Source organism: Spiroplasma endosymbiont of Tricholauxania praeusta (genome assembly GCF_964019535.1).
Classification (GTDB): domain Bacteria; phylum Bacillota_I; class Bacilli_A; order Mycoplasmatales; family VBWQ01; genus Spiroplasma_E; species Spiroplasma_E ixodetis_A.
This window is the reverse complement of sequence record NZ_OZ026450.1, coordinates 87,996-113,513: the sequence shown is the minus strand read 5'-3', so window position 1 is coordinate 113,513 and position 25,518 is coordinate 87,996. Positions and strand designations below refer to the sequence as shown.

At 23.7% G+C, this 25,518-nt stretch carries 24 protein-coding genes; 8 read left to right on the top strand and 16 right to left on the bottom strand.

Annotated features, from left to right (window positions below; genetic code table 4):
- Positions 1–5: 5 nt before the first annotated feature.
- Positions 6–920, top strand: coding sequence for an ABC transporter ATP-binding protein (locus AACK96_RS00575; protein ID WP_338974461.1), 915 nt, complete (start codon positions 6–8; stop codon positions 918–920).
- 12 nt (positions 921–932) lie between these two features.
- On the opposite strand, the gene AACK96_RS00570 is transcribed toward AACK96_RS00575, so the two are convergent.
- From AACK96_RS00570 to AACK96_RS00525, 10 genes are all read right to left on the bottom strand, one after another.
- A complete protein-coding gene (locus AACK96_RS00570) occupies positions 933–1,418 on the bottom strand; it encodes a hypothetical protein (RefSeq protein ID WP_338974459.1) in 486 nt (161 codons plus the stop codon).
- Between the two features lie 166 nt (positions 1,419–1,584).
- Positions 1,585–3,468, bottom strand: a complete 1,884-nt coding sequence (gene mnmG, locus AACK96_RS00565) for a tRNA uridine-5-carboxymethylaminomethyl(34) synthesis enzyme MnmG (RefSeq protein ID WP_338974457.1) — start codon at positions 3,466–3,468, stop codon at positions 1,585–1,587.
- A 284-nt stretch (positions 3,469–3,752) separates the two neighbouring features.
- Positions 3,753–3,881: a hypothetical protein gene (locus tag AACK96_RS00560; RefSeq protein WP_255495891.1), complete on the bottom strand. Its 129-nt coding sequence runs from the start codon at positions 3,879–3,881 to the stop codon at positions 3,753–3,755.
- Between the two features lie 160 nt (positions 3,882–4,041).
- The gene (locus AACK96_RS00555) at positions 4,042–4,674 is read right to left on the bottom strand and encodes an exonuclease domain-containing protein (RefSeq protein ID WP_338974455.1); all 633 of its coding nucleotides are present in this window, start codon (positions 4,672–4,674) and stop codon (positions 4,042–4,044) included.
- Positions 4,665–4,829 carry a hypothetical protein gene (locus tag AACK96_RS00550; protein ID WP_338974454.1) on the bottom strand — a complete coding sequence of 55 codons (165 nt, stop codon included), beginning with the start codon at positions 4,827–4,829 and terminating at the stop codon, positions 4,665–4,667. The genes AACK96_RS00555 and AACK96_RS00550 overlap by 10 nt, the downstream gene beginning before the upstream one ends.
- 259 nt (positions 4,830–5,088) lie before the next feature.
- Entirely contained in the window at positions 5,089–5,802 is a 714-nt protein-coding gene (locus tag AACK96_RS00545) for a hypothetical protein (RefSeq protein ID WP_338974453.1), read from the bottom strand.
- A gap of 54 nt (positions 5,803–5,856) precedes the next feature.
- Positions 5,857–6,980, bottom strand: a protein-coding gene (locus AACK96_RS00540) for an IS3 family transposase (protein WP_338974451.1) whose coding sequence is annotated in 2 segments (ribosomal slippage) — positions 5,857–6,731 and positions 6,731–6,980 — 1,125 coding nt in all. Because the reading frame shifts where the segments join, the coding sequence is not laid out codon by codon here.
- Positions 6,981–7,018: 38 nt separating this feature from the next.
- Complete coding sequence (locus AACK96_RS00535) at positions 7,019–7,333, bottom strand: hypothetical protein (protein WP_338974450.1); 315 nt, start codon at positions 7,331–7,333, stop codon at positions 7,019–7,021.
- Positions 7,309–7,659 carry a hypothetical protein gene (locus AACK96_RS00530; RefSeq protein WP_338974449.1) on the bottom strand — a complete coding sequence of 117 codons (351 nt, stop codon included), beginning with the start codon at positions 7,657–7,659 and terminating at the stop codon, positions 7,309–7,311. Before AACK96_RS00530 ends, AACK96_RS00535 begins: the two co-directional genes overlap by 25 nt.
- Positions 7,660–7,696: 37 nt before the next feature.
- Positions 7,697–8,173, bottom strand: coding sequence for a hypothetical protein (locus AACK96_RS00525; RefSeq protein WP_338974446.1), 477 nt, complete (start codon positions 8,171–8,173; stop codon positions 7,697–7,699).
- 670 nt (positions 8,174–8,843) lie between these two features.
- Between AACK96_RS00525 and cas1 the strand changes: the two genes are divergently transcribed.
- Genes cas1 through AACK96_RS08390 form a run of 3 tightly spaced genes read left to right on the top strand, consistent with a single transcriptional unit; the run spans position 8,844 to position 11,096 of the window.
- A complete protein-coding gene (gene cas1, locus AACK96_RS00520; RefSeq protein ID WP_338975130.1) occupies positions 8,844–9,767 on the top strand; it encodes a type II CRISPR-associated endonuclease Cas1 in 924 nt (307 codons plus the stop codon).
- 16 nt (positions 9,768–9,783) lie between these two features.
- Positions 9,784–10,092 (top strand): CRISPR-associated endonuclease Cas2, encoded by a 309-nt coding sequence (cas2, locus tag AACK96_RS00515; protein WP_338974444.1) that lies wholly within the window; start codon positions 9,784–9,786, stop codon positions 10,090–10,092.
- Positions 10,093–10,133: 41 nt separating this feature from the next.
- A complete protein-coding gene (locus tag AACK96_RS08390; protein ID WP_422397325.1) occupies positions 10,134–11,096 on the top strand; it encodes a hypothetical protein in 963 nt (320 codons plus the stop codon).
- Positions 11,097–11,832: 736 nt separating this feature from the next.
- Here AACK96_RS08390 and cas9 read toward each other — a convergent pair.
- The 6 genes from cas9 to AACK96_RS00485 form a co-directional block, all read right to left on the bottom strand.
- Positions 11,833–15,225, bottom strand: a complete 3,393-nt coding sequence (gene cas9, locus AACK96_RS00510) for a type II CRISPR RNA-guided endonuclease Cas9 (RefSeq protein WP_338974442.1) — start codon at positions 15,223–15,225, stop codon at positions 11,833–11,835.
- Between the two features lie 307 nt (positions 15,226–15,532).
- Positions 15,533–16,102, bottom strand: a complete 570-nt coding sequence (locus AACK96_RS00505; protein WP_338974440.1) for a GNAT family protein — start codon at positions 16,100–16,102, stop codon at positions 15,533–15,535.
- A gap of 21 nt (positions 16,103–16,123) precedes the next feature.
- Positions 16,124–17,137, bottom strand: a complete 1,014-nt coding sequence (locus AACK96_RS00500; protein WP_338974438.1) for a fructose-bisphosphatase class II — start codon at positions 17,135–17,137, stop codon at positions 16,124–16,126.
- 218 nt (positions 17,138–17,355) lie between these two features.
- The gene (locus AACK96_RS00495; RefSeq protein ID WP_338974437.1) at positions 17,356–19,479 is read right to left on the bottom strand and encodes a hypothetical protein; all 2,124 of its coding nucleotides are present in this window, start codon (positions 19,477–19,479) and stop codon (positions 17,356–17,358) included.
- A gap of 320 nt (positions 19,480–19,799) precedes the next feature.
- Positions 19,800–20,207 (bottom strand): transposase family protein, encoded by a 408-nt coding sequence (locus tag AACK96_RS00490; protein WP_338973314.1) that lies wholly within the window; start codon positions 20,205–20,207, stop codon positions 19,800–19,802.
- A gap of 23 nt (positions 20,208–20,230) precedes the next feature.
- The gene (locus tag AACK96_RS00485; RefSeq protein WP_338973316.1) at positions 20,231–20,653 is read right to left on the bottom strand and encodes a transposase family protein; all 423 of its coding nucleotides are present in this window, start codon (positions 20,651–20,653) and stop codon (positions 20,231–20,233) included.
- 243 nt (positions 20,654–20,896) lie between these two features.
- On the opposite strand from AACK96_RS00485, the gene AACK96_RS00480 reads away from it, so the two are divergent.
- From AACK96_RS00480 to AACK96_RS00465, 4 genes are all read left to right on the top strand, one after another.
- Positions 20,897–21,208, top strand: coding sequence for an HU family DNA-binding protein (locus AACK96_RS00480; RefSeq protein ID WP_338974435.1), 312 nt, complete (start codon positions 20,897–20,899; stop codon positions 21,206–21,208).
- A 30-nt stretch (positions 21,209–21,238) separates the two neighbouring features.
- Positions 21,239–22,252, top strand: a complete 1,014-nt coding sequence (locus tag AACK96_RS00475; RefSeq protein ID WP_338974433.1) for an alpha/beta hydrolase — start codon at positions 21,239–21,241, stop codon at positions 22,250–22,252.
- A gap of 70 nt (positions 22,253–22,322) precedes the next feature.
- Positions 22,323–23,771 (top strand): FAD-dependent oxidoreductase, encoded by a 1,449-nt coding sequence (locus AACK96_RS00470; protein WP_338974432.1) that lies wholly within the window; start codon positions 22,323–22,325, stop codon positions 23,769–23,771.
- A gap of 33 nt (positions 23,772–23,804) precedes the next feature.
- A complete protein-coding gene (locus AACK96_RS00465; RefSeq protein ID WP_338974430.1) occupies positions 23,805–25,490 on the top strand; it encodes a dicarboxylate/amino acid:cation symporter in 1,686 nt (561 codons plus the stop codon).
- Positions 25,491–25,518: the final 28 nt, after the last annotated feature.

The following is a 25,518-nucleotide window of genomic DNA, read 5'->3' as shown; positions in this document are numbered from 1 at the left end:
TATTTATGTCAACAAATGATAAAAATAAAATTTTAATTAATGTTCAAAACTATAGTAAAAAATTTAAGAAATTTCACATGAATAATATTAGCTTTACTGTATTTGAAGGAACTATTCATGCTTTAGTTGGCCGTTCAGGAAGTGGTAAATCAGTACTGTTGAAATCAATTATTGGTGCTATTCCAATAAGTAATTACGAAGGATTAATTACCATTAATGGCTATAAAGCGGGAACAACTTTTTCAAAAAATAGTTTAGGCTATTCTTTGAATATAGAAAATTTTCCTCAGGGATTAAGTGCTTATAATTTTTTGAAATTTTTAGGTAAAACAACAATAATTTCAGAAAGTAAATTACTAGTAAATTTAGAAAGATTATTAAAAATTTTTGGTTTATGAGAATCACGTAATAAATCTTTAAATTCATTTTCTTCAGGAATGAAAAATAGAATTATGTTGATTGTTGCCCTAGCACATGATCCAAACCTAGTTATTTTAGATGAACCAGGAGCTAATTTAGATTCAGAATCAAGAAAATTTTTTACTTCTGTTTTACAAGATTTAAAAAAAGAAGGAAAAACTATTTTATTAACAACTCATATGATTGATGAAACAAAAGATATTATTGATAATTGTACTATTATTGAATATGGTAAATTAATTTATACTGGGCCAATTGATAAATTTGGAGTTGGTAAAATTTTTGTTTTAAAAACAAGCAATAATCTTGTAGCATCATCACTTTTAAGTTTATATAATTTTCAATTTAAATATAATAAAGATACTGATAGTATTTTAATTAAATTAATTGATAAAAATTATATATCACAACTTAATTTTATTTTGAGTGAAAAGAAAATTGTTATATATGATTTACATGAAAAAGAATTAGATTTATTTTTTATCAATTCATTTTTTTAATTTATTTTTATTTTATAAATAAGATTTTCAAATTTTTTGATTTTCACTTAAAACATGTGCAGCAGGAGGATATTCATCAGCTAATTTGTTGATTGCATTTACCATTACTTCTTTTTGATAATTATTATTAAATTGTAATTCTTGTTTTGTTTTTTTCCTTTTTTGATATAATTTTTGATTATATATTTTCCTTTTTGCTTTTACCTCGGATTTTTGCTCATATTTTTGTTTTCTTGCCTTCACTTCTGGCTTTTGAGCATATTCTTTCATTTTTTCTTTATTTTTTTGATATCACTCTTGAGCATATTTTTTCCTTCTTGCTTTCACTTCAAGTCTTTGATTATATTGATTTATTTTTTCTTGATTTTTTTGATATTTTTCTTGATCATATTTTCTCTTTTTTGCTTTCACTTCAGGTCTTTGTTGATATTCTTGTATTCTTTTTTTATTTTTTTGATATCACTTTTTCTTATACTCTTTTTGTTTTTCATTATTCATAAATTTATCACCCCTTAAATCTGTGTCATTGTTTCAGATTTACAATTTTTATTACTGTTTAATTTTTTTTGGTCATCACAAATCAAAATCTTCTTTAAACTTTAAAATGCAAGTAAAATATTTAATATATAAAATTAGCGAACTTAATTAAAAAATCGCTAATTTATTAAATATTTAAATTTGGATATTTGCGTTTTAAAAAAAATAATAAAACTTGAATATCAGCAGGACTAACACCAGAAATTCTTGTAGCATGACCAATTGTTAATGGTCTAACACGCTTTAATTTTTCTCTAGCTTCACCAGTAATACTTTCTACTAAATCATAATCAATATCACCAGGAATTTGTTTTTTTTCTAAACTATTAGTTTGTTGCGCCATTTTTAGTTGTTGATTAATATACCCTGAATATTTAATTGTAATTTCTAATTCCATTAATTGATGATATTGTAAATCATTTATTAAAGGTAACTGTGAAGTAAACATTGATAATTTGACACCTGGACGTTTTAATAATTCATAAGCAATAATATGATTATCGGGAATTGGACCTAAATTATTATTATTAATATACTTAGCAACTTCTGAATTGGGACTAACTTTAATAGTTTTTAATTTTTCAACAATATTAGACATTAATTTTTGTTGAATATTAAATTGTGATCAACGTTGTTCACTAACTAAGCCAACTTGATAACCATATTTAATTAATCTTGTTTGAGCATTATCATTTCGTAATAATAAACGATGTTCAGCTAAAGAAGTTAATAAACGATAAGGTTCAACTGTTCCTTTTGTTACTAAATCATCAATTAAAACTCCGATATATGCTTCATCACGCTTTAAAATTAATGGTTTTTCTTTTTTTATTTTTAAATGTGCGTTAATTCCGGCCATTAAACCTTGACACGCTGCTTCTTCATAACCACTAGTACCATTAATTTGACCAGCACTAAATAAGTTTTTAATTAATTTAGTTTCCAATGTTGGTCATAATTGTGTTGGTTCAAAAGCATCATATTCAATAGCATATGCTCATTTTAATACTTCACAATTTTCTAAACCAGGTAATGTTCTCAACATTTTATCTTGCACATCAATTGGCATCGATGTTGAAAAACCTTGGACATAAATTGAATCCAAAGCAAGTGATTCTGGCTCTAAGAAAATTTGATGACGAGGCTTATCAGCAAAACGTACTACTTTATCCTCAATACTTGGACAATAACGTGGTCCAGTACCTTGTGCTTCACCATTATACATTGGTGATTTATCTAAATTATTATTAATAATGGTATGAGTTTTATCATTTGTATAAAGTAAATAACAAGGTAACTGTTTTGGTAATGGTAAAAAATTTTTAGTTTCATGTGAAAATGCTAAAGGTAAATCACTACCTAGTTCAATATTAATTTTGTCAAAATCAATACTATTTTTTTTAATACGAGGTGGTGTTCCTGTTTTTAAACGTATCATATTAAAGCCTACAATTTTTAATTGTTCAGAAATACCATTACTTGTTCTTTGACCATCTGGTCCTTCTGATTTCTTATTATGACCTTGTAAAGTTAAAGCTGTCATATAAGTGCCAGTAGTTAAAATCACAATTTCACTAGTAATTTTTTCGCCATTCTCTAAAATAACACCCTTAGCAGTGTTTTCTTCAATTATTAATGATTGTACCATAACTTCTAAAATTGTTAAATTTTCTTGTTTATTTATTGCATTTTGCATATATTGTGAATAAGCAATTTTATCAGATTGAGCACGAATAGCTCAAACTGCTGGACCACGTGAATGATTTAATAGTTTCATTTGCAAAGCAGTAGCATCTGCTGCTTTAGCCATTTCGCCACCAAGTGCATCAATTTCACGAACCACAACTCCTTTGGCGGGTCCACCAATAGAAGGATTACATGGCATTAATGCAATTTTAGTTTTATCAAGAGTAATAATAGCGGTTTTATGACCTACTCGGGCAGAAGATAATGCCGCTTCAACACCAGCATGACCAGCACCAATTACAATAATTTCATAGTCATATTTCATTGATTTCACCTCCATTTCATAAAATATTACATATCAAAATTAATAACATCAAAAATAAGAAATTTTATTTTTAATTTCTTTAGTAATGTTATCATAAACAAGCAAAATATTCATGTACTTTTTAGACTTTTATTAAATAAAATTCAATTTTATTTAATAATCTTCTCAATTATAATTCATTATCTTTTATACAAGATATAAATATTATTTAAAGAATTAGTGCTGCACCTAAAAATAGCAACTGTTTTAATTAATAATCATTAATACTAATTAAAAACCAGTAATTACTTACTTTTAAGTATTTTATTTATTAGCACAAGATGTGTTTTTATTGAAAAGACACTTTTGTCATTAACATTGGTGACTGTATCCAATGGTGATAAAACATATGCAACATCTATTTCTTTTTCCATAACTGTAACCTCTTTTGTATACAATTTGACTTAAATAATTTATCTTAATATCCCTACATAAGTATAATTATAATGTTAATTTTTAAATTTGCAAATTTTTATTTACTATACCTTTAAACTTAAAAAGTATTTTTATATATAAAAATACATCTTATATTAATTAAGATAAAGAATCACCAAATAATTTCCCCATTTTAATATTAAGATTATTACATAAAGTTTTTAAATGGTAATGTTCACTGAAATGTATATTAATTAATTTATATAAAGTGGTAACATCTGCCAATGGATCATGATGATCAAATTTAATTTGATTACTATGAGCAAGAGCACTTAAACGGTTATTAGGATAATCATATGTTCTTCTAAATAACTTAACTGAACAAATGTAAAAAAAATTAGGACATTTTAAATCATAATGATTAATTAATGATCTTAAGATATTAATGTTAAAGTTAGCATTATGAGCAATAACAACAGTATTTTCAGTAAAAAAAGCAACGATGTCTACTCATAATTCTTTAAAATTTGACATTAAAGATACGCTTTCACTTGTAATTCCATGAACATGAGAAAAAGTAAATTCTTCAGGATGTGGTTTAATTAACGAACTATAAGTTTTGACAATTTTACCTTGTATTACTTTTATCATAATTAATTGACAAGCACTTGTTTTATTCGAATTTGCAATTTCAAAATCAATAAAAACATAATTAGTATTATCAATCCCTCAATCATGAACATTAAATTTTTTCTTACTATTTAATTTTGATTGCTTTCTTTTTAATAACATTTTTTAGCAAAAAGATTTTTACTATCTTTACTTTTATACTGTTTAAAAGGTGTAATTATTTCTTGTTTTCCTTCTATATTACCTTTTGATTCAGAATTATCATCTGTTTCAAAATCATCATTTGTCTTCTTGAATTTTACACTTTTAAAAAACATATTAATGGCAATAGCACCTTTCTATCTAAATTTTCATAAATTAATATTAGTTATTCCTTTGATAAATTATAACATTGATAAGTTAGAGTAACTATATTTTTACTTATAAAACTTCATTTTTTGCAAAATTCATTAATTAATTATCATTCTTTAACAAATAACTTAATATAATTTATAAAAATAATATTATGAATAAAATATTATATTGTTGACAATAAAAAAGATTGCGGTTGCAATCTTTTTTTAAATAAGAAAAATATTATAATGAACACGAAGGTGAAGAATTATATCTAGTAATTAATGGTTCACTATCATTTACTTCATTTTGAAAATTATTAATTTTTTTTAACTTTTTAGCTATTTTAACTTGTTTATTAAGTTCTTTTTCTTCTAATTTTTGATTTTTTGCTTTTAAATTTTTTAATTTATTTTCTGCGTCTTGCAGTTTATCTTCTCTTTTTTTAATTTTATTTTTACTTTTTACAATTTTATCACTAAGTGTTCCTAATAAAGGACTATTTTTTTTATTAATTTTTCTTTGACGTTGTGCATCTTTAAGATTCATTCGTACTAGTTTATCTTTTTGCAGTTTAGTTATTAACTTATAAATTTTGACACTTATTGCAGCAGCAATTGCTCCTCCAATAACTATTGGTACAGCATAAAGTAAAAAGTCTAATCCTTCAAATAAATCACTAAAAAATGATTCTATCCCTTGTCAACCTTTTTCAAAAAAATTTCCTACGTCTTTTGTAAAATCCTCAAATCCTTTTGAAATATCTTCTCAAATGCCACTAATATCTGAGCCAATATCATCTACACCTTTACCAATTTCTTCTAATCCTTTACCAATATCATTTCCAATATCTTCTATACCTGAGCCAATATCTGATATAACATCTTCCAATCCTTTACCAATATCATTTCCAATATCTTCTATACCTTTAGCAATATCATCTAATCATCCAAACATAATTTTTCTACCTTTCCTTTAACCTAAACTTGGTCTTTGGAATGGCAACCCTTTTTAGGACTGTTTTTTGGTAGACACTTGTTTTTGATAATTAACTGGAGTTAGGTAGTTTAAGGTGCTGTGAATTCTTATGTTGTTGTATCAATTGATATAATCAAATAATTCTAATTTTAATTTGATTAATGATGTAAAATTTTTATCATTAATAAATTCAGTTTTGAAAGTTTTAAAAGTTGCTTCAGCAACAGCATTGTCATAAGGACAGCCTTTTTTGCTTAAAGATCGAGTTATGTTGAATGCTAATAAAAGTTTATCAATAGTTTTATTATTAAATTCGTTACCGCGATCGCTATGAAATATTTCAATATCTTTTAAACAGCGATTTGAGTGCATAAATGCTTGATATACTAATGATGCATCTTTTTTAGTACCTACACTATGTCCAATAATTTCGCGGTTAAATAGGTCTATTAATAAGCAAATATAGTTTCACTTACCATTAACTTGAACATAAGTTAAATCACTAACAATAACTTCATTTTTAATTTTATTATTAAAGTTTCTATTAACAAGATTGGTAATTTGACTATCATTGACTTTATTATGATGATTTTTGAATGATAATTTAGTGTATTTTGATATTAAATTATGCTTATTCATAATTTGTTTAATTTTTCTGCGTGATAAATAAATTTCTTGGTTTGCTAGTATGACTTTTAATCTTCTAGTACCATAAACTTCTTTATTTTCTTTAAAAGCACTAATAACAGCTTCATCATAAATATTATTTTGATTTTTATTTTTTTTCTTTAAATTAAAATAATATGTTGATTTAGAGAGTTTTAAAAAACGACACATTGTGCGAATTTTATATTTAGATTTATTATTTGCAATAATTTCTATTTTCTGCCTATTATTAGTGCTGCTTGTTTTAAAATATCATTTTCCATTCGTAATTGTTTTAATTCTTTATTTGCTTGAATTAATTGTTTTTCTAAATCAGAAAGATTATCTTTGGTTTTAAAACTGCCTGAATTAGTAAATTGCTTAATTCATTTATAAGTAGCCGCTCTTGTAACGTTATATTCTTTAACAAGACAAGATACTGACTTGCCACTTTGATATAAAGCTACTATTTGTTTTTTAAATTCATCTGAATATGAGTTAATATTGGCCATAATTATTTTCCTTTCTTTTAACTAATTTGTGAACTTGTCTACGTAATTAGTGTCCAATAAAGTGTAACCCATCCACTTAATGTTGTTTTATCATTATTATTTATATTTGTTTCTAAACTATTAGCACCTAATACTATTTTATTATTAAACTGATTAATATTGGGATTTAATTCAGACAATGGTTCTCTATTACATTTATTATTTAGTTTTTCTAAATGATCATCTAACATTTTTAATTCAATTTTTAATTTTTTGTTTTCTACTTCTTTTTCAACCAGTCCCACTTCAAATGTTTTTCTTTCATAATCATATTGTGCTTTTTGACTTGCTAATTTTGATTTGAAACATTCCATTTGTTCTTCTTTAAATATTTCATTTTTTGTTTACTTTCTTTTTTTGCTTTATTAGTTTCTAGTTTTCTATCAGCAATAGAAGCGACAACAGCAGTTGATGCTGTTGCTGCTAGTGCTCCTATTACAGGAACACCTCTTAATAGTAATCCTCCACCAACTGCAACAGGTCCTATAATAGGCATATTTTTTTTAAATTGTTTTTTAACATTATTTGCAATTTTCTTTGGTGATGGTATTCCACTAGACTTCTTTACTTTTTCATTATCATTAATTTCTAATTCAGATGATGAAGACACATTTGAATTCAATCTTTTAAAATCAGGCATTTTTTATTTCTCTCTTTCTAATCTATAAAATATTTTTTTAAAGTCTTGTTACTGATTCAGTACGTAAAAGGGGTGTTGCATTAGTTTCTAAATTATTAGCAACTGATAGCATATCATTATTAAAATTATTAATGTTTGGATTTAATTCAGATAATGGTTGTCTATTAGAACGATTATTTAGATTTTCTTGTTCTTCTCTTTTTTGATTTTTTTTAACTTCCTTTTTTGTTTTATTATTTCTTATTTTGTTTTCAATAGCAGCGCTTGCAACAACAGCAGAACCTGTTGCTGCAAATACTGCTGCTGCACTACCACCTGTTAATATTGTTGTTGTTGCAACAATGGGAGGAACTATAAAAATTAAGTTTTTTTTAACTGTTTTACCAACATTTTTTGTAACATCTTTATCTTTCTTGGGAAATTCTGCTTTCATATTATTTTCTAGTTCATTATTATTAATTTCTAACTCAGGTAAAGGTAAATTAGATTTTTTTTCTTTTTTGTTATTAGGCATTTTTATTTTTCTCTTTCTAATCTATAAAATAAAATATGTTTATTTAACTAAATAATTTAATAAAAAAACTAATATAAATAAATCAGAAAATCTATATTAGCAATGAACATTTATTAAATTAATAACAATATAACATATTTTTTTATGAATGTCAGAATCATACATATATGACTATTAAATGGTGAAAATAATAGTTAATAATCATTAATAATGTGTGAAAATAATATTTAACTAATTACCTAAATTTAGAAACCACAAATATTAATGATAAGTATTATAAAAATGTTATTCAATAAAATAAAATATGTTTATTTAACTAAATAATTTAATAAAAAAACTAATATAAATAAATCAGAAAATCTATATTAGCAATGAACATTTATTAAATTAATAACAATATAACATATTTTTTTATGAATGTCAGAATCATACATATATGACTATTAAATGGTGAAAATAATAGTTAATAATCATTAATAATGTGTGAAAATAATATTTAACTAATTACCTAAATTTAGAAACCACAAATATTAATGATAAGTATTATAAAAATGTTATTCAATAAAATAAAAAAGTTTCATGATTTAAATGATTATTATATTTAAGTAATTATTGAAAAAAAATAAAAATGAATGTATAAAAAAGCTAGTAATGTAAGAATAAGGGAGGGATTTCTATTTCATGAAAATCAGTTATTATAAAAAAATCAGAAAAAATATTTTTAAAACAAAATCAATTATGCATAATAACCAATGAAAAAGAAGCACTATTTAACTTAAAAGACATAAACTGCATAATTTTAGAAAATAATTATACTTATATTACAACACAAATATTAGCAAAATTAGTTATCAATAATATTTTTATTATCATATGTGATGACAAATATGATCCACTTGGAATAACTTTATCTCTAAATCAACATTGACAACCTTTAACTATTTTTGAAAAGCAAATAAATATGACAGAACATTTTAAACTTCAGTTAAGAAGCTTAATTATTGAATATAAAATAAAAAATACTTTAATTGTAATGAAAAATTTAAAATGCAAAGAGAAAAGCATTAGCATGGTAGATCATTTTTCTAAAACAATTATTCTTGGCGATAAAACTAATAGAGAAGGTTTAACAGCAAAAGTATTTTTTCGTGAACTTTATGGAAGTAATTTTATTCGCTTTAGTGATAATGGAATTAACAGTGCTTTAAATTATGGTTATAAAATTTTAATGAGTGCTATTTCTAGAACAATTTCCAAATATGGATTAAATAATTATTTAGGAATTTTTCATATTGGCAAAACCAATCCTTTTAATTTAGCTTGTGATTTTTTAGAGCCATTAAGACCATTAGTTGATTATTGAGTAACAAAACATATTGATACTATTCAAGATCATATTTCTTATAATCATAGATTAGAACTAATTAATTTATTAAATCAAAAAACTATCATTAATAATAAAATTGTTACTATAACAAGAGCAATTGATTATATGATTAGATCATTTATTACATGCTTAAATGAACAAACTATAAATAAATTAGAATTACCAATACTAGACTTTGATCTCTTAGAAGATGAAAATAATGAATAATATGAGGTATCGATATATGCGTTTATTTGTAATGTTTGATTTACCAATAACTACTAAAAATGATCAAAAAAATTATAATAAATTTCGTCGTTTATTATTAAATCAAGGATTTTATATGATTCAATTTTCTATTTACGCTAAGCTATGTGCTAATCATGATGAAGTTATAAAAACAAATAATATTATTGAAAATCATTTACCACCAAAAGGTAACATTCGTTGTTTAATGGTAACTGAAAAACAATATGAGATGATGAAAATAATGATTGGTTCGCAATCATATCAGGAGGATATAACAACTATAAATCCCATTATTGAACTTTAAGGAGAATGTTATGAAGAAAATTCAATTTACAAATCATATATTTGATAAACAAAATATTAAAATTAAGTAAAACATCAACTTTACGTAATCTTTTAATACAAAATATTAATAAAAATATTATTAATTCTAATCAAAAAAATTATCAAATAATAAGTATGAAATTAACTGAATTACATGAAAATTTTTATAATTTATTAAATGAAAGTTCTTTTAATTTACTTAATAAAAATGATGTAATTAATAATAATCTAGAATTAAAAGCAAATTTAGAAATATTTTCTATTAATAATATAATTGATAAACTTCTAAAAATCCAAATTATTAATAATGAAACTAACAATATAATTGATGAAGAAAATTACAGTCATTTTATGTTACGTATATTATTATTTAATATTTTAAAGAATAGTTTAAATTTTAGTGATAAATTACGTCCAACTATTATTTTAATAGACCTACCTGAATTATATGGCACACCAAAAATATTATTTGAATTAAATAAATGATTTAATAAATTATTAGCTAAAAATATAACCTTGATTATTGTATCAAATAGTCCTGAATATTTAATTTCTTTAAAACCTTCTTTAAATAGTATTAATTTAATAAACAATAATCATATAATTACAATAGAAAATTTATCTGTAATAATTAAAGATGCTATTATATTATTTTCATTTTGAGAATCTAATCAAAGAGATTTAATAAGTTATAAAAATAATTTGTTTTCTCTAATTGATGAAGAAGATATTCAAAATGAAATAAAGTACATTGAGGAAAATATTTTTGATCTTATAATTAAAAGTTTATTTGCAGATGAAATAATTTTGACTATTAAAAAATTAAATAATATTTCAAGTGAAAAATATACTGTTCAACATATTAGTTCTATTAGAAATTTAATATTTATTTATACAATCCTTTTAAGTGGTTTTAATGTTAATTCGGTTTGAAATAGTGAAGGTATTGATAATTTTGAAAAAATAAATAGTTATTTTAATTAATTCAAAAATGTCAGAAGACTAAAACCTATTTTTGTTTCTAATTTACGTGATTTAAGTTATATTTTACACAAAAATGTCAGAAGACTAAAACAACTACAAAACTTTTTCTATCTCAATAATTGTTATATTTTACACAAAAATGTCAGAAGACTAAAACTGAAATAGGTGTTTTTTCTAATGCTAATAAGTTATATTTTACACAAAAATGTCAAAAGACTAAAACGTACTAGCACTATATTCAGTTTCCAATACTGTTATATTTTACACAAAAATGTCAGAAGACTAAAACTAGTATCTCTATTATTACCGCAAATAATTAGTTATATTTTACACAAAAATGTCAGAAGACTAAAACATATCTGCAAGAGTAAGAAGTCATGGTTTAGTTATATTTTACACAAAAATGTCAGAAGACTAAAACAAGTACCAGATTGGGCTTGTACTACTGGAGGTTATATTTTACACAAAAATGTCAGAAGACTAAAACATAATACGGCTTGTAAAGGTTTACAAAAATGTTATATTTTACACAAAAATGTCAGAATACTAAAACAACATGCAACAACTGAACTTGCTGCAACTGGTTATATTTTACACAAAAATGTCAGAAGACTAAAACCAATAAAACGTGGGGGTTACAGAGCATAATGTTATATTTTACACAAAAATGTCAGAAGACTAAAACCTCAAATTAATTTTAACATAAATATAAACATTAAATTAAAGTAGTTACAAATTAATTTGTAACTACTTTACCTAATATATTAGGGTTTAATATTTTGAATTCACTTTTTCAATTTCCAATAGAATCTCTAAAATTTTGATGTCCAAAAACATTTTCACTGTTTTTTTCAGAAACATTGGTTGTACCTATCAAATTAGCGTATATACTTGAACCTTTTTTCCCATGAAATACTTTAATTATTTTCTTATCTTGTTTTTTATCATAATATTCAACAATATTTTTTGGAACTAAAATTACACTTTTCTTTTTAAGATTTTCTAAATTTTCTGGCTTTGCATCAACTCTTCTAATTCATTGATGTTTATCATTAAAATTAATCGCTATACCATAATAATTATTAACTTCTCAAATAGTATTATTTTTATCTTTTATATAAGAATCTTTTAAATTACCATTTTCATCAATTAGACTACGTTTAATTTTTCTCTTAATTTCTTTGTTATCTTTATCTGTTTTTCATTCAAAATGGCTATTAACGGGCATCTGACTAGAAGTAACAGAACCCGCCAACTTATAATCAATTTTGTAAGAAATAAATGGATAATGAATATTACCTTTAAAAGAAAAATTATTCATTTTTTCTTTATACTCTTCTTGATTTAAAACACCAACATATTTAGGTACTATTATATTTCTAGTAACAATTTTATCTGGAACTTGCATTTCCTTATTATCTTTATTACTTATTTTAATTTCTTTTTTTTCTTCACTTTTTTCTAAAATAATAGGTATCCTTTGTTCGACAACTTCTTTCAACTCTTTAACTAATGGTGACATGATTTTAAATTCTGGCTTTTCAGAATAAATTATTTGTTTTAATCTTTTTTCTGAATCTTGAACATATAATTTAGTATCTTTTCTTTTTAATTTAATTAAAATATCGTCACATCGTTCGTGATATTCTTCTTTAGAAATTCTTTTTTTGAATCATAATTGCTTCAAATTAACAATATTAGCAATATCACTAGCAAAAGTAACATATGATGTTGAAATAAATTGCGTTAAAATAATAGCATCAACAGCATGGTGAAATGGCGTAATATCACGAACTTTTTCATCTAAACCTCAAGCACTTTCTCTTAATCATGCACGACGAAATCTTGACGTAACACTTCCATTAATAGACTGCACATCTGTTTCAACTACTTCACCAGTATTTCGTCTTCAATTTTTAAATTCACTTTTTAATCAATTAGTTACATAACGAGATATATATCTTGTATCATTTAAATTTCTTGATGCAAATTCATCTAATAATTCATCATTAATATCTTTAGTTATTAAGTAACTATACTTTTTATCAGATAAATTTTTTCTAATAACTTTTGTTATAAAATAAAAATAAGATTTTTTATGTGTTTCATTAGTTTTTAATCATTGTAATGGTGTTTGTTTTCCTTTTTTTTGATTTGCATCATTACAAACAAGAACTAAATTATTAGATGAATTATCAGCTATTACCGATTGCGGGATAATATGATCAATTTCTAAACCATAAGACTTTCCAATTTGTTCAATTGTTATTTCATGATGATTTTCACAATAAATACATTTTTTATCTTGTTGTTCTCATAAACGATATTTTAATATATTTGTATCATTACTTTTTATTCCATTAGCAATTAACTTTTCTTCAATAGCAACTTTTTGATTATAATTAAATTCATTATTTTTTTTAATTTCTCTTCTTTCAACAAATGATTTTGCTAACTCTCTTGCAACTTCAACATTTATAACAGCAAAAAATCCATATTTTTTATGTAAGGCACTAATTATTTTTCGCGCTTGATTAATTGCACGAAAAACAACAGCATTTTTACTCATATCTTCATCTTTTATTGGTTGAAATAATTTTTTCATATTACTTTTAAAGTTATACATTTCTTCTTCATTTTTTTCAATAAACTTTGCTTGAAACTTGCCATATGATGTTCCTAAAGCAAAAGCATCTATTGCTTCTTGCATATATTTAAATGAAGTATTAGCAGTACTAGTATTAACATTAGATGGTAATTGCAAAAATTTTTCTATTTGTTCATTTGTTAAGTTAATTTGTTTATTTTTAAAAAATTGTTCTAATTTATTTTTACGTTTTTGTGGAGTAATGTTTTTATGTAAAATTTCTCCTAATTCATCAAAAATATGATTTTTTAAATTGCTAAAATCAATTGTTTTAAAGTGTTCAGGAAGTAAATCTTTTAAAATTTTTAAAAAGCCAAAATTAAATTTTAATTCTTTATTTGTTCATACATTATTATCAAATGATTTTTTATCAATATGTAGTGTTTCAATAATAATTTTTTTTAATTTATTTTTATCTAATATATTTCCATCCTTAATAGTATTAAAAATGACATTTGTAAGAACAATAATTTCATTTTCTTCTAAACACTTTACAGTAAAAGTTGAAAGTGCCGATACCATTTGAAATATTTCAAAGGTTAAACTACAACGATAACCTCTTTTTTCTTGACGATAAAAAGTACAATTACCTTCAGTTGCTAAAAATGGTTCAAATAAACGATGTTTTTTTATCTTTGCTTTCCATTTACTAAGTTGCATTTCATCTTTTGGTCCTGGACCATCTTCAAAATCTCTTTGTCTTAAAATAATATCATCAATAATTATTTTAATAACATCTTCAGATAATTGAGAATAAAATTTAGTTTGTGTTGTTAATATCATTTTTAATTCTTTTTTATAGTCTTCACGATCAAATAAATAACGATAATTAAAAATTTCGGTTTTTGTTTTATTATCATTTGTTGTTTTTTTAATTTTATTATGAATTAATCCTAAAGTATTATCATTAAATTCATGTTTAAAACTTGCATCAGAAACAATAGCTTGTGCAATAGTGCAATAATTTTTTACAAGATCTTTTGCTTTATTAATTGAACTATCTAATTTACTTTCTTTATCACTTTCGTTGTTTTTTAAAGAAAATCTATCATTGTAACCACGATGATTAGCAATATTTATTAGTGCTACTGTTAATTCTTGTGGTGTTAATTTTGTCGTTAATCCTTTTACTCTAATAACATAAGGATTAAAATATTTTGTTTCATCATATTTAATGTTATTAGTAATTTTAAAATTTTTAAAAAAATTATTTATTTCTTCAATTTTAATAATGCCCTTAATTTGCAAAAATTTTTTTAAATCATTTATTCTCTGTTTCCTTCTACGAATTAGTCTCCTAGAACCTCTAAATATCCTTCTTTGTTCAGCATTTGTTTTACCATCTTTAGCATTTTCTGAACATTCAAATAATCTGACACCAAAATCATCAATATAATATTCTTTATTTTCTTCTGTCATAACTGCTCATCCAACTGATGATATTCCTAAATCTAAACCTAAATAATATTTTTTAGTATTCACTAGTTTGAACCTCCTAGAAATTATTGTTATCAAAATTATTGTACACAATAAAATGTAAAACAAAAAGAGACAAAAGTCTCTTTTTTAAAGGAAATATAACGGATACCTTTTTACCGTTCAGGGACTAAAATCTAAAGATTTTTTTCTAAGATCTTACTCCTCTGTCATTTTTGTGTAAAAATCTTTGCCTAACAAAGACAACTAAATAATATCAAAGTTAAATATGATTGTAAAGTATTACAATAACCTCTTTAAAAATAATTTTTAAAAAACTCTATAAAGCCACTCTTTAAATAATATTAAAATATTATTTAAAATACTCACTACGAATAATACTAAATATTTTACAATCACTAACTTTACCATCTTTAATAAAATTACTACGAGAAATTCCTTCAAACTTCATACCAACACTTTCCATCGTTTTCGCTGAAGCAATGTTCTCTTTAACACAACTGCCTTCAATTCTAATACTATCAGTATTTTCAAATCCGTACTTAATAGCAGTTAACAATGCCTCTTTGGCATAACCCTTACCCCATTCTTTTGGATTAAAAGCATAACCTATTTCCAAACATTTAGTGTGAGCAAAATATCTAATAAAGCCACAAGTACCAATCATCGTATTAGTTTTATCATCTTTTAATTGCACTGCTCACATTAAAGAACTTAATTGTTTATATTCTTGTAATAAAGAATTAATAAAACCAATACTATCATTAATACTTTTATGAGCTTTTCACGGTACATATTTTGTCATATTTTCATTCTTCGCATAATTAAATAATGCTTGTGCATCATTTAAAGTAATAGGACGTAGTTTTAAACGTTGACTTTCTAAAACTGGGATGGCAGGTAAACGATCAATATCATTCATAATTTTCTCCTTTAAATATTTTTAAACATATTTATTATATATTTTCATAATTTTTTCAACACTTGGCAATAGTTTATTAACCTGACTAACACTATAAGTAACTTCCATATTTCTAACAACACCATGCGATACAAAAAAAGTATTTAAATAATATGTACCATAATAATATTTAATTGCTTTTAAACTTCCACCAGCTGTTAAACCTGTTGCAACAAAACGGACATTTTCATCTTTTACTAAATCTTTAGCAAAATAATATTTATTATATGATAATTTATATTTTTTAATAGCAATATCTTCAATATTAACACGAATCTTAGTGTCTTCATCAGTAGGTCAGATTGTTTGATAGGAAATTAACTTAGTTTTAATATTGCCACCAGCACTTAATGCTAATGCTGCCATTAATGCCCCTTCAGGAGCACCACCAATACCATAAACAAAATCTGCTTCCTTGTTAATAACATCAATAGCAGCAAGCACATCACCATCACCAATTAAACGAACAATAATACCTAAATCATGCAACTTTTCAATTATTTTTTGATGTCTTGGTTTATCTAAAACAATACCAATTAAATCATTATGTTTTTTCATTTTTTGCATAGTTTTAATATTAGTAATAAAATCATCTTCATTGTTAATAGCATCTTGTAAATCGGGTCCAACAAATAATTTTTCCATATACATTTCTGGTAACTTTAAAATAGTATTGGGTGTTGCTGCTGCTAAATAAGCAATACTACCAGCAATATTATAAGCAGCAGGATAAGTACCTTCTACTGGATCAACTGCTAAATCATAAATTAAAGTTTTTCCTTTTCCTAGTTCTTGATTAACAAATAACATTGGGGCTTGATCTAACTCACCTTCACCAACGATAATACGACATTTAATAGGGACATTATCTAGCATAATTGTCATTGCTTCAACAGCAGCAAAGTCAACAGCATTCTTATTTTTACGACCAATAAATTTATAAGCAGCAATTGTCGCCATTTCTACTGCTCTAATTAAATACATATCCTTATTCATATTTTTCTCCATAATTAAGATGTTCATTGTTAATTATATGATAATTTTTAACAAAAAACTTAATTATTAAACATCTTTCTTCGTTAATTTTACAAAATTTGTAAATTATAAATTCAAATCATAAAATAAAAAATTACAAAATAAGTAAATAATATTTTAAATTCCAGATAATTTAATTATCTGGAAAATTGCATTATTTATAAGTTTAAAACTTTTGATTATATATTATTTGTAAATGCTATCTTTTGTTCAGAAAGTACTAGACCAACTGATACTTCTTGGTTTATTGATTCAACATCTGCTATTTGTAATACATTATTAGAATTTCCTATCAAACAATCTGAATTTATTGAATTTAATGTTATATCTAAAATATTAGATATTTCTTTTACCATTTTATATACAAAATCATTTTCTTTAAGAAATTCGCTAGTTTGTTGCGTTTCATAATCACTTATTTTTATATTTTGCTGTTTTTTATTTAAATCAAGAAATTCATTAAATTCAAAAAATAAATGTTTTAACTCTTGTAATTGATCTTTTTGTTGATAAATTTTTTCATATAATAAATCTAAATTTTTAATATAATTTTTAATATTATTATTTTGTACTCTAACTTTTATAAACATAAATTTATAATCTTTTTTATTTTTTTGTTCAAAATTATTAACTATTTTTTTACATATTTTTTGATTTAAATTATATTTTTTTTGATAATCATACATTAATGGAATAAACTTTTTAGGAATTTTAATTAACGTTGTAAAATCAATTAAAAACAAAAGATTTTGCGAACTATCATTTTCATTAGTACATAATAAAGCAAATTTTTTGTTTTCATTAAAAAGAAAATTCTTTTTACTATTTTTTGCCATTTTATTTTGTAATTTTTTAAAAATCATTTGTTCTTCTTCATTACAATCTTCAAATAATAGTAATGGATTAAAATAAAGGTTTTTTGCTATTTTTTGATTCTTCCCTTCATTTAAACTATCATCTTTAATAAAAATTAGATAAGAATATGGACCTTTATATTCTTGTAAAAAATTATAATAATTAAGAGTCATTTTTACTATTGATCCTGATTCTAATTTTAATTCTTCAAAATCAAATAATTTGCATTTACCATTATTTTCATTATTGATATCAATAGTGATATCACTAGAAGTTGATGGTTGTAATTCTTGTTGAGCATTACTTTCTTTATAGTTATTAAACTGTTTTATACTTTTTAAAAGTTCACCATATTTATTTCCTCCAAAAAAAGTAGTGAAATTCTTGATAATAATTTTAAGTGCAGCATCATAATCAGCAACTATTGATATAGAATTTTCAATTTTAGAGTTTTTAATAAAAAAATATTCACCTAAAAATTTATCTACTTGTTCTTTTATTGTAATGAAAAACTTAAAATCTTCTTTTATTTTTTCATGAAAAGTTTTAAATTCATTAAATAAATTAATAATATCATTACTCTTTTTGGTTATATTCAATTTATTTTCAGTAAAACAACTATTCATTTTACTATTAATTTCATTTAATTTATCCCTTATTTCTTTTATATTTTTTTCAATTTTATCTTTAATTTTTTTTATATCAATTTCTAACTTTAATTGTTCTTGCGTTAATACTATTATTTCTTTTTCTTGGCTTTTAATACTAATTTCATTTTCTAAAATTTGTTTTTTATAACTTGAAATTTTTGTTTCTAAAATTTGAATTCTTTCTTTTGCATTTTTAACTTTATTATTATAATCGATTCATAATGCATCTCAATGCTTTTGTATGTTTGCATCACTTGAATTAACTTCAATTAAAGCTGATACTACTTCAACATATTTTATTTTTGTTCTCATAGTAGCTTGGAAATCTTCAATATTTTTTTGAGTTTCTTGAAAAGTATCTTTATCTATCTTTACGCTTTTTTCTTTAAACTCTTCTTTATCTTTTTGCAAAGTTTTAATTTCTTTTCTTATTTTTTTTAATTCTTTTTGATCTTTTGCTATTTTTTCATCCAATGTTTGATTTCTAAGTTGATTATTAGTCCTACTTTTTGTTAAATCTTCAATATGACTTTTTAAGTTTTTTAAATCATCTTCTTTATAAGATAAATCCTTTTCATATTTACTATTCTCTAATTCTTCTTCTGATAAAATATCTTGATATCTTTGTTTATAATTACGTTGTTCCTCAACACTTTCATTTATGAAAAATGTGAATTCTTTTTTAAAAATTTCTAAATTTTCTTTAAATTTTCTAATTTTATTTTCAATATCACCTATTGAAACATTTGTTGTCGCTATCTCTAGAATAATTTTAAACCTCTCTTTCTTTTCTTTCAAAAATAAAAAACCACTTGCTTTAAAACTAAAGCAATGGCCAAACACTTTTATTTTTGTAATTACATTTTATAGAAATTATAATTATAGTTAAGGAATATACTTACTTATACTATTGAATAGACATATTCCATAATTAAATTTAATCAATTGTCAATAATACTTTTTATAAATTTTTTAGTGTTATTAATTATAAAAGTTAATATTTTCCGAAAAAATAGTTTAAAAATAAGTTTCTATTTCGAAAACAAAAAAATGTTAATAATATTTTTATATTAACTTGATAATAATTTCAATTTTAAAAAATATATTTTTGATTTTTTTTATTTTAATGGTTTTATTTTATTAAAAATTTTACAAAGTAAGTTAAATCTTAAGTACATAAGTCTAAATTTACTTTTTCTACATTTATTTACTAAAATTTTGAATCTTTTTAATCAAGCAAAAACATGTTCAACTTTGATTCTAATTTTAGATACAATCTTATTATATTTTCTTTCTTGTTTAGTTAATTTTTTATTTTTACTTTTTTTAATTGGTATTATTGTATTTTCATAAATATTTTGTATACCTTGATATCCTAAATCACCAATAATTATTGTATTTTTAGAAAATACAAGATTTGAATTTTTTAATATTTGAAAATCATGCACTTTGCCATTATCAGCAAAAATATCAACAATATTTTTATTAAAAAAATCATATACAATTTGAAATTTTATAGAATACATTCAACTTTTACCAGAAAAATATTCTAACTGTAGTTTTTTTTAGTTGGTCTTTCAATTTCAATCTCAGTTGAATCAATTAAATAAAATTGAAATTCATTTAAATTTTCTTGTTTTTTATCATTTTTTGATTTATATTTTTCTTTTAAAAATTGATAATCTCTATCATTACTAAGTTTATTTTCAACTCAAGTAATATTTCGAAAACAGCTTGAAGGACTCATTTTATATTTAATACTCATTTGAAAAAAAGTATAATATTCTTTTCAATATTCAAGTGTCATCATCAATCTTTCTTCAACTGAAAGTTTATTTTTTCGACCTTTAGTTTTTTCTAATTTTTCTATTTCAATTAATTTTTCTAACATTTCATTAAAATGAAAATGTTTTATACCAAAATATCTATAAAATTTATCATTTTTTAATTTTTTTAAATTTTCAAAAGCCATATTTATCAACACCTTATTAATTCATTAATAAAATAAATTATAAAATTATTACTTGATTTTTCAAAAAAATAATTACGGAATATGTCTAATATAATAAAGAAATTTTTATCTTTGATTCTTATTATTTTTAATGTTAAAATTATTAATAAGCAAAGTACGAAAAATTTATAGATTACATTTTATAAATAAAATAATATAAAATAATATTAGAAGGATATGGACAAACAGATAGGGTTGATTTTTATGAACGCAAAAGAATTAATTGCAAGAGTATCAGATAAAACTAAATTTAACATTCAAGATATTGAAATAGTTTTTAATTGTGTAATTGAAGAAATTAAAAATATTAACCAACTAGGTAAAGTAATTACTATTCCTAATTTTGGTACTTTTAAAATCAAAAAAGTAAAACCTTGTTTACGACAAAATAGTAAAAATAATGGACAACACGTAGTTAGCAAATACAAATATATTAAATTTATACCTTATAAAAAATACAAAAAATATATTCGTTGTAAACCAAAACCAACAATACTAAATAACATCGACTATTAAAATGTATGACCTAAAATGTGAGGAAAACTAATGAAACAAAGTAGTATTAATAGAATAAAATTAAGACAAAAAGTTAATATAAATTCAATTGAAATGTTTAAAGCGTGCTTGCAATATAATTCTCAATCTCAACCGAAAGTTAAAATTGAATTAGCAAAATGGCCAATGTATTTTGAATATTGAGAATACCTAGAAAAACATGAAAATATAATTCCTTTTTCAATTAAAACATCAATTGACAATTTAACATTATACGGTAATCTTTTAAAAAGTCCCCTTAAAAATGAAAATAATAATAAAACAATAATTTTATTACACGGAATAACTAATACAAGATTTTGAATATTTAAACAGGCTTTCATTTTTTTACGTGCTGGCTATAATGTTATTTGATATGATGCTCGTAACCATGGTGAAAGTGATGCATCACCAACAACTTTTGGTTTAAAAGAATCACAAGATTTACAAGACATTATTGAATACTGTTGTAAAACATATAAGCAAGAAACTACTGCTTTAGGATTATATGGTTTTTCATTAGGTGGCGCAACAGTAGTAATGTGAAGCGATTTATATGCAAAACATAAAATTAATCAAAAAGTAAAATTCATTATTTCTGATTGTACATTTAGTCGCTTAGATCGTACGTATAGTGAAAAACTATACAATTATGCTTTCTTACCTACTAATTTAATGCTGAAATTAAGCCGGAAAAAAGCACAAAAAACATTTGGTGTCGATGGTTTACAAGAAATACAACCAATTAAATATTTAAAATTAATACCTGATATGCCAATGTTATTTCTTCATGGTCAAAATGATCACTTTATTAACTACACTAATGCTAACGAATTATTTCAAGAAAAAATTCGATATGAAATACCAAAAAAAAGTTCATTATACACTATCCTTGATGCTAACCACGGTCAAAGTTTTTTAATTGGTGATTTAGACCACACAGTTGTTAATGAATATAATTTAGTAACTGATAAAGGTATTAGTGACACTACTTTAGAATTTGTTCAAAAATGAATCAATACTTAAGATAAACACTATTAATTGATATTTTTATTAAATATATATTATAATTAATGAGAGTGGAGCGATGATAAAAATGAAAATTAAAGTTATTATTATTGGTGCTGGCGCGACTGGGATGGGAGTTGCGAGTAAATTATTACGTAGTGAAAAAAATAGTGATAAAAATTTTGATATCCATGTTTATCAAGAAAAAAACTATATTTCACTTGGTGCTTGTGGTATTCCTTATTATATTGCTAATGAATTTAAAGATAAAAAACTTTTAAATGATCGTACAAAAAAAGATTTTTCAGAAAAAACTAATAATAAAAATAAAATTAAAATTCATTTAAATCAAAATGTTATTAAAGTCGATACAGCAAAACAAGAAATTCATGTCAAAAAAATAACAGACGATAAAACTAAAGCAAAAGTTGTATCTTATCATGCCTTAGTTATTGCAACAGGAGCCAAACCAAAAATTCCGCCACCTTTTAGTCATGGTATTTTGCCACATAATGTTTATAATGTTTTTACTAAAGAAGATGCCATAAATCTAAAAAAAGCAATGAAAAATGCTAAAAAAATAGTTATTATTGGCGGTGGATTCATTGGCATGGAAATGGCAGAAGCATGCTTAAAACAAAAAAAAGATGTCACAATCGTTGAAATGAAAGATCGATTAATGGCAGACGTTGTTGATAAAGAATTTAGCCAATTAATTTATGATGAACTAACCAAAAAAAATATTAATCATAAAACTAAATCAAAAAACAATGCCACTATTTTACTAAACTATCAAGTTGAAGAACTAATGATGACTCATAATAATGTTAATAATTTGCGTTTAAGAAGTGTAAGTGATAAAAAAAATGGAAAAACAATACCTTGTGACTTAGTAATACTAGCAGTTGGTTTTGAACCAAATACGAATTTTTTACAAAATAGCAACATTGAATTAAATAAAAATAAAGCAATTATTATTAACGAATTCTGTCAAATTCCTTCTAAAGAAAATGTTACAAAAAAGTTTTCAAATATGTATAGTGGTGGTGATTGTGCACAAATATATAGTCAATTTGATAAATCATCAATATATGTTCCCTTGGCAACTAATGCTAATAAAATGGCACGTATTATTGCTGATAATATTAAAAACCCAGAACATAAATATCCAGGAACTTTAGGATCAAGTATTTTACGTGTTGGTAATTTAGAAATAACAAAAACTGGTAGTTTTGATACGATTGATAAAAATAAAATTGGTAGTGTTTATATTAAAGATTATGATCTACCAAGATACTTAAAACAATCTCGTCCTTTATACTTGAAACTATTTTATGATAAAACAAATTTCCAATTACTGGCAGCACAAATGGCAGGCTATAATCATGCCACATTAAGAATTAATGCTCTTGCTACTGCCATTTGAAATAAAATGGACATCCGTGATTTACAAAATTTAGATTTAGTTTATTCACCTCCTTTTGCTCGTACTAGTGATATTATTCATATAGCAAGCAGAAAAGTAACATCGTCATAACCTATAAAAAATAAAAAGAATGAGGTAGCAACTATGACAACTCTTAGTAATGACAATATTAACTTATTAAGAGACTTTGTTGGTATTTCACACTGACAAAGTCTAATCGGGATAATTGTCTTTTTTAGTATTATCCTAGCACTTTCTATTTTTATTAAAAAAACTAAACCTAAATTTCCAATTCGTATTTTTACTGGAATGGGATTAGGACTAATTTTTGGTATTATTATCCAAGCTATTACTGGTTTTAATAATCATAACATTACTTATCCTAACTTACCTGGAACACCAATAAAACCTAATCCTGACTATATACCCTGAGTTGCAGAAATTGTACACTGAATTGAATTATTAAAAACTATTTTTATTATTGGTATTACTATGTTAACTATTCCATTAGTATTTTTAGCTATCGCTAGAATTACTAGTAAAAAAAATAGTAACTCAAAAACAATAACTAAAGTTTCAGGAGTTGGTATTACTATTTTATTAATAAATGTGGCTATTGCTTTTACTATTGCCTTTGGACTAGGAATTGCTTTTAAAATTGGCCAAGGTTTTAATTTAACTGATGGTGGTAGTTACGATAAAACTACTGCCAAAACAATTCCCGAAATTATCATTAGTTACGTTCCTAGCAGCTTAATTGGTGTTTTTACTCAAACATTAATTATTCCAATCATTGTCCTTGGTGCTTTAATTGGATTTGCAATTAAAAAACTAACTAAGCATAATGAAGAACGAATGGACAAAGCAAGAAACACTTTAGAAACAATGTGAAAAATTATTATTTCAATATTAATGATGTTTATTAAAATTATGCCATTTGCTGTTATGAGTATGCTAGCAACAGCAATTATTAATCAACCAATTGGTGCACTTGCTAATATTCGCATTATTATTGGAGTCGCTTATTTAGCACTACTTATTACTTTCTTATGACATTTATTATCATTATATTTATTTGGTATTAATCCTTATCGTTGATTATTAAAAGCACAGAAACCAATTATTGCTGGTTTTACAACTCAGTCTTCTAATGCCGCTTTACCAATTGCTATGAATACCTTAAAAGAAGATTTAAAAGTGAAAGAAGAGGGTAGTGATACAGTAATGCCACTTTCAACAACAATAGGTTTAAGTGGCTGTGCTGGAGTGCAAGCTGGCATTATTTTATCTTTCTTATGATTTAGTGTTATCCTTCCTGGTAATTTCCCCAACTGAACAATTGCTATTTTATTTATTAATGGCTTAATTGTAACATTAGTTGCTTCATTAGGAATTGCGGGAGTACCAGGAACTGCTGCTGTTGTAACAGCTGGTGTTTTAGGTGGTCTTGGTTTTGGTAGCTATTATGCTGCTGTTTATGGTATTATTGGTGCTTTAGATGGTTTATTTGATATGGGCAGAACTGCAGTTAATATTTCTGGTGGTTTACAAGCTACTGTTATTGCTTCTCGCAATCAAGAATTAATTGAAGATGAAAAACTTTTATTAAAAAAATACCCTTTTAGGGGTTTACACATTTTAACAAAGAAAGTTGGAGCCAAATTGTTAATTAGATCTGAAAAAAATGATAAGATTCAAGCATTAAAAAAAGATACTAAAGTTAAAATTGAAGCATTAAAAAAAGTAAAAAATAGTGAGAATGATATTAAATTTTTAAAAGAGCAGTTAAAAAAAGATATTAAAACAATTAAAAGTGGTAAAGATATCTAATTTCCAATTATTATCTAAATAAATTTTT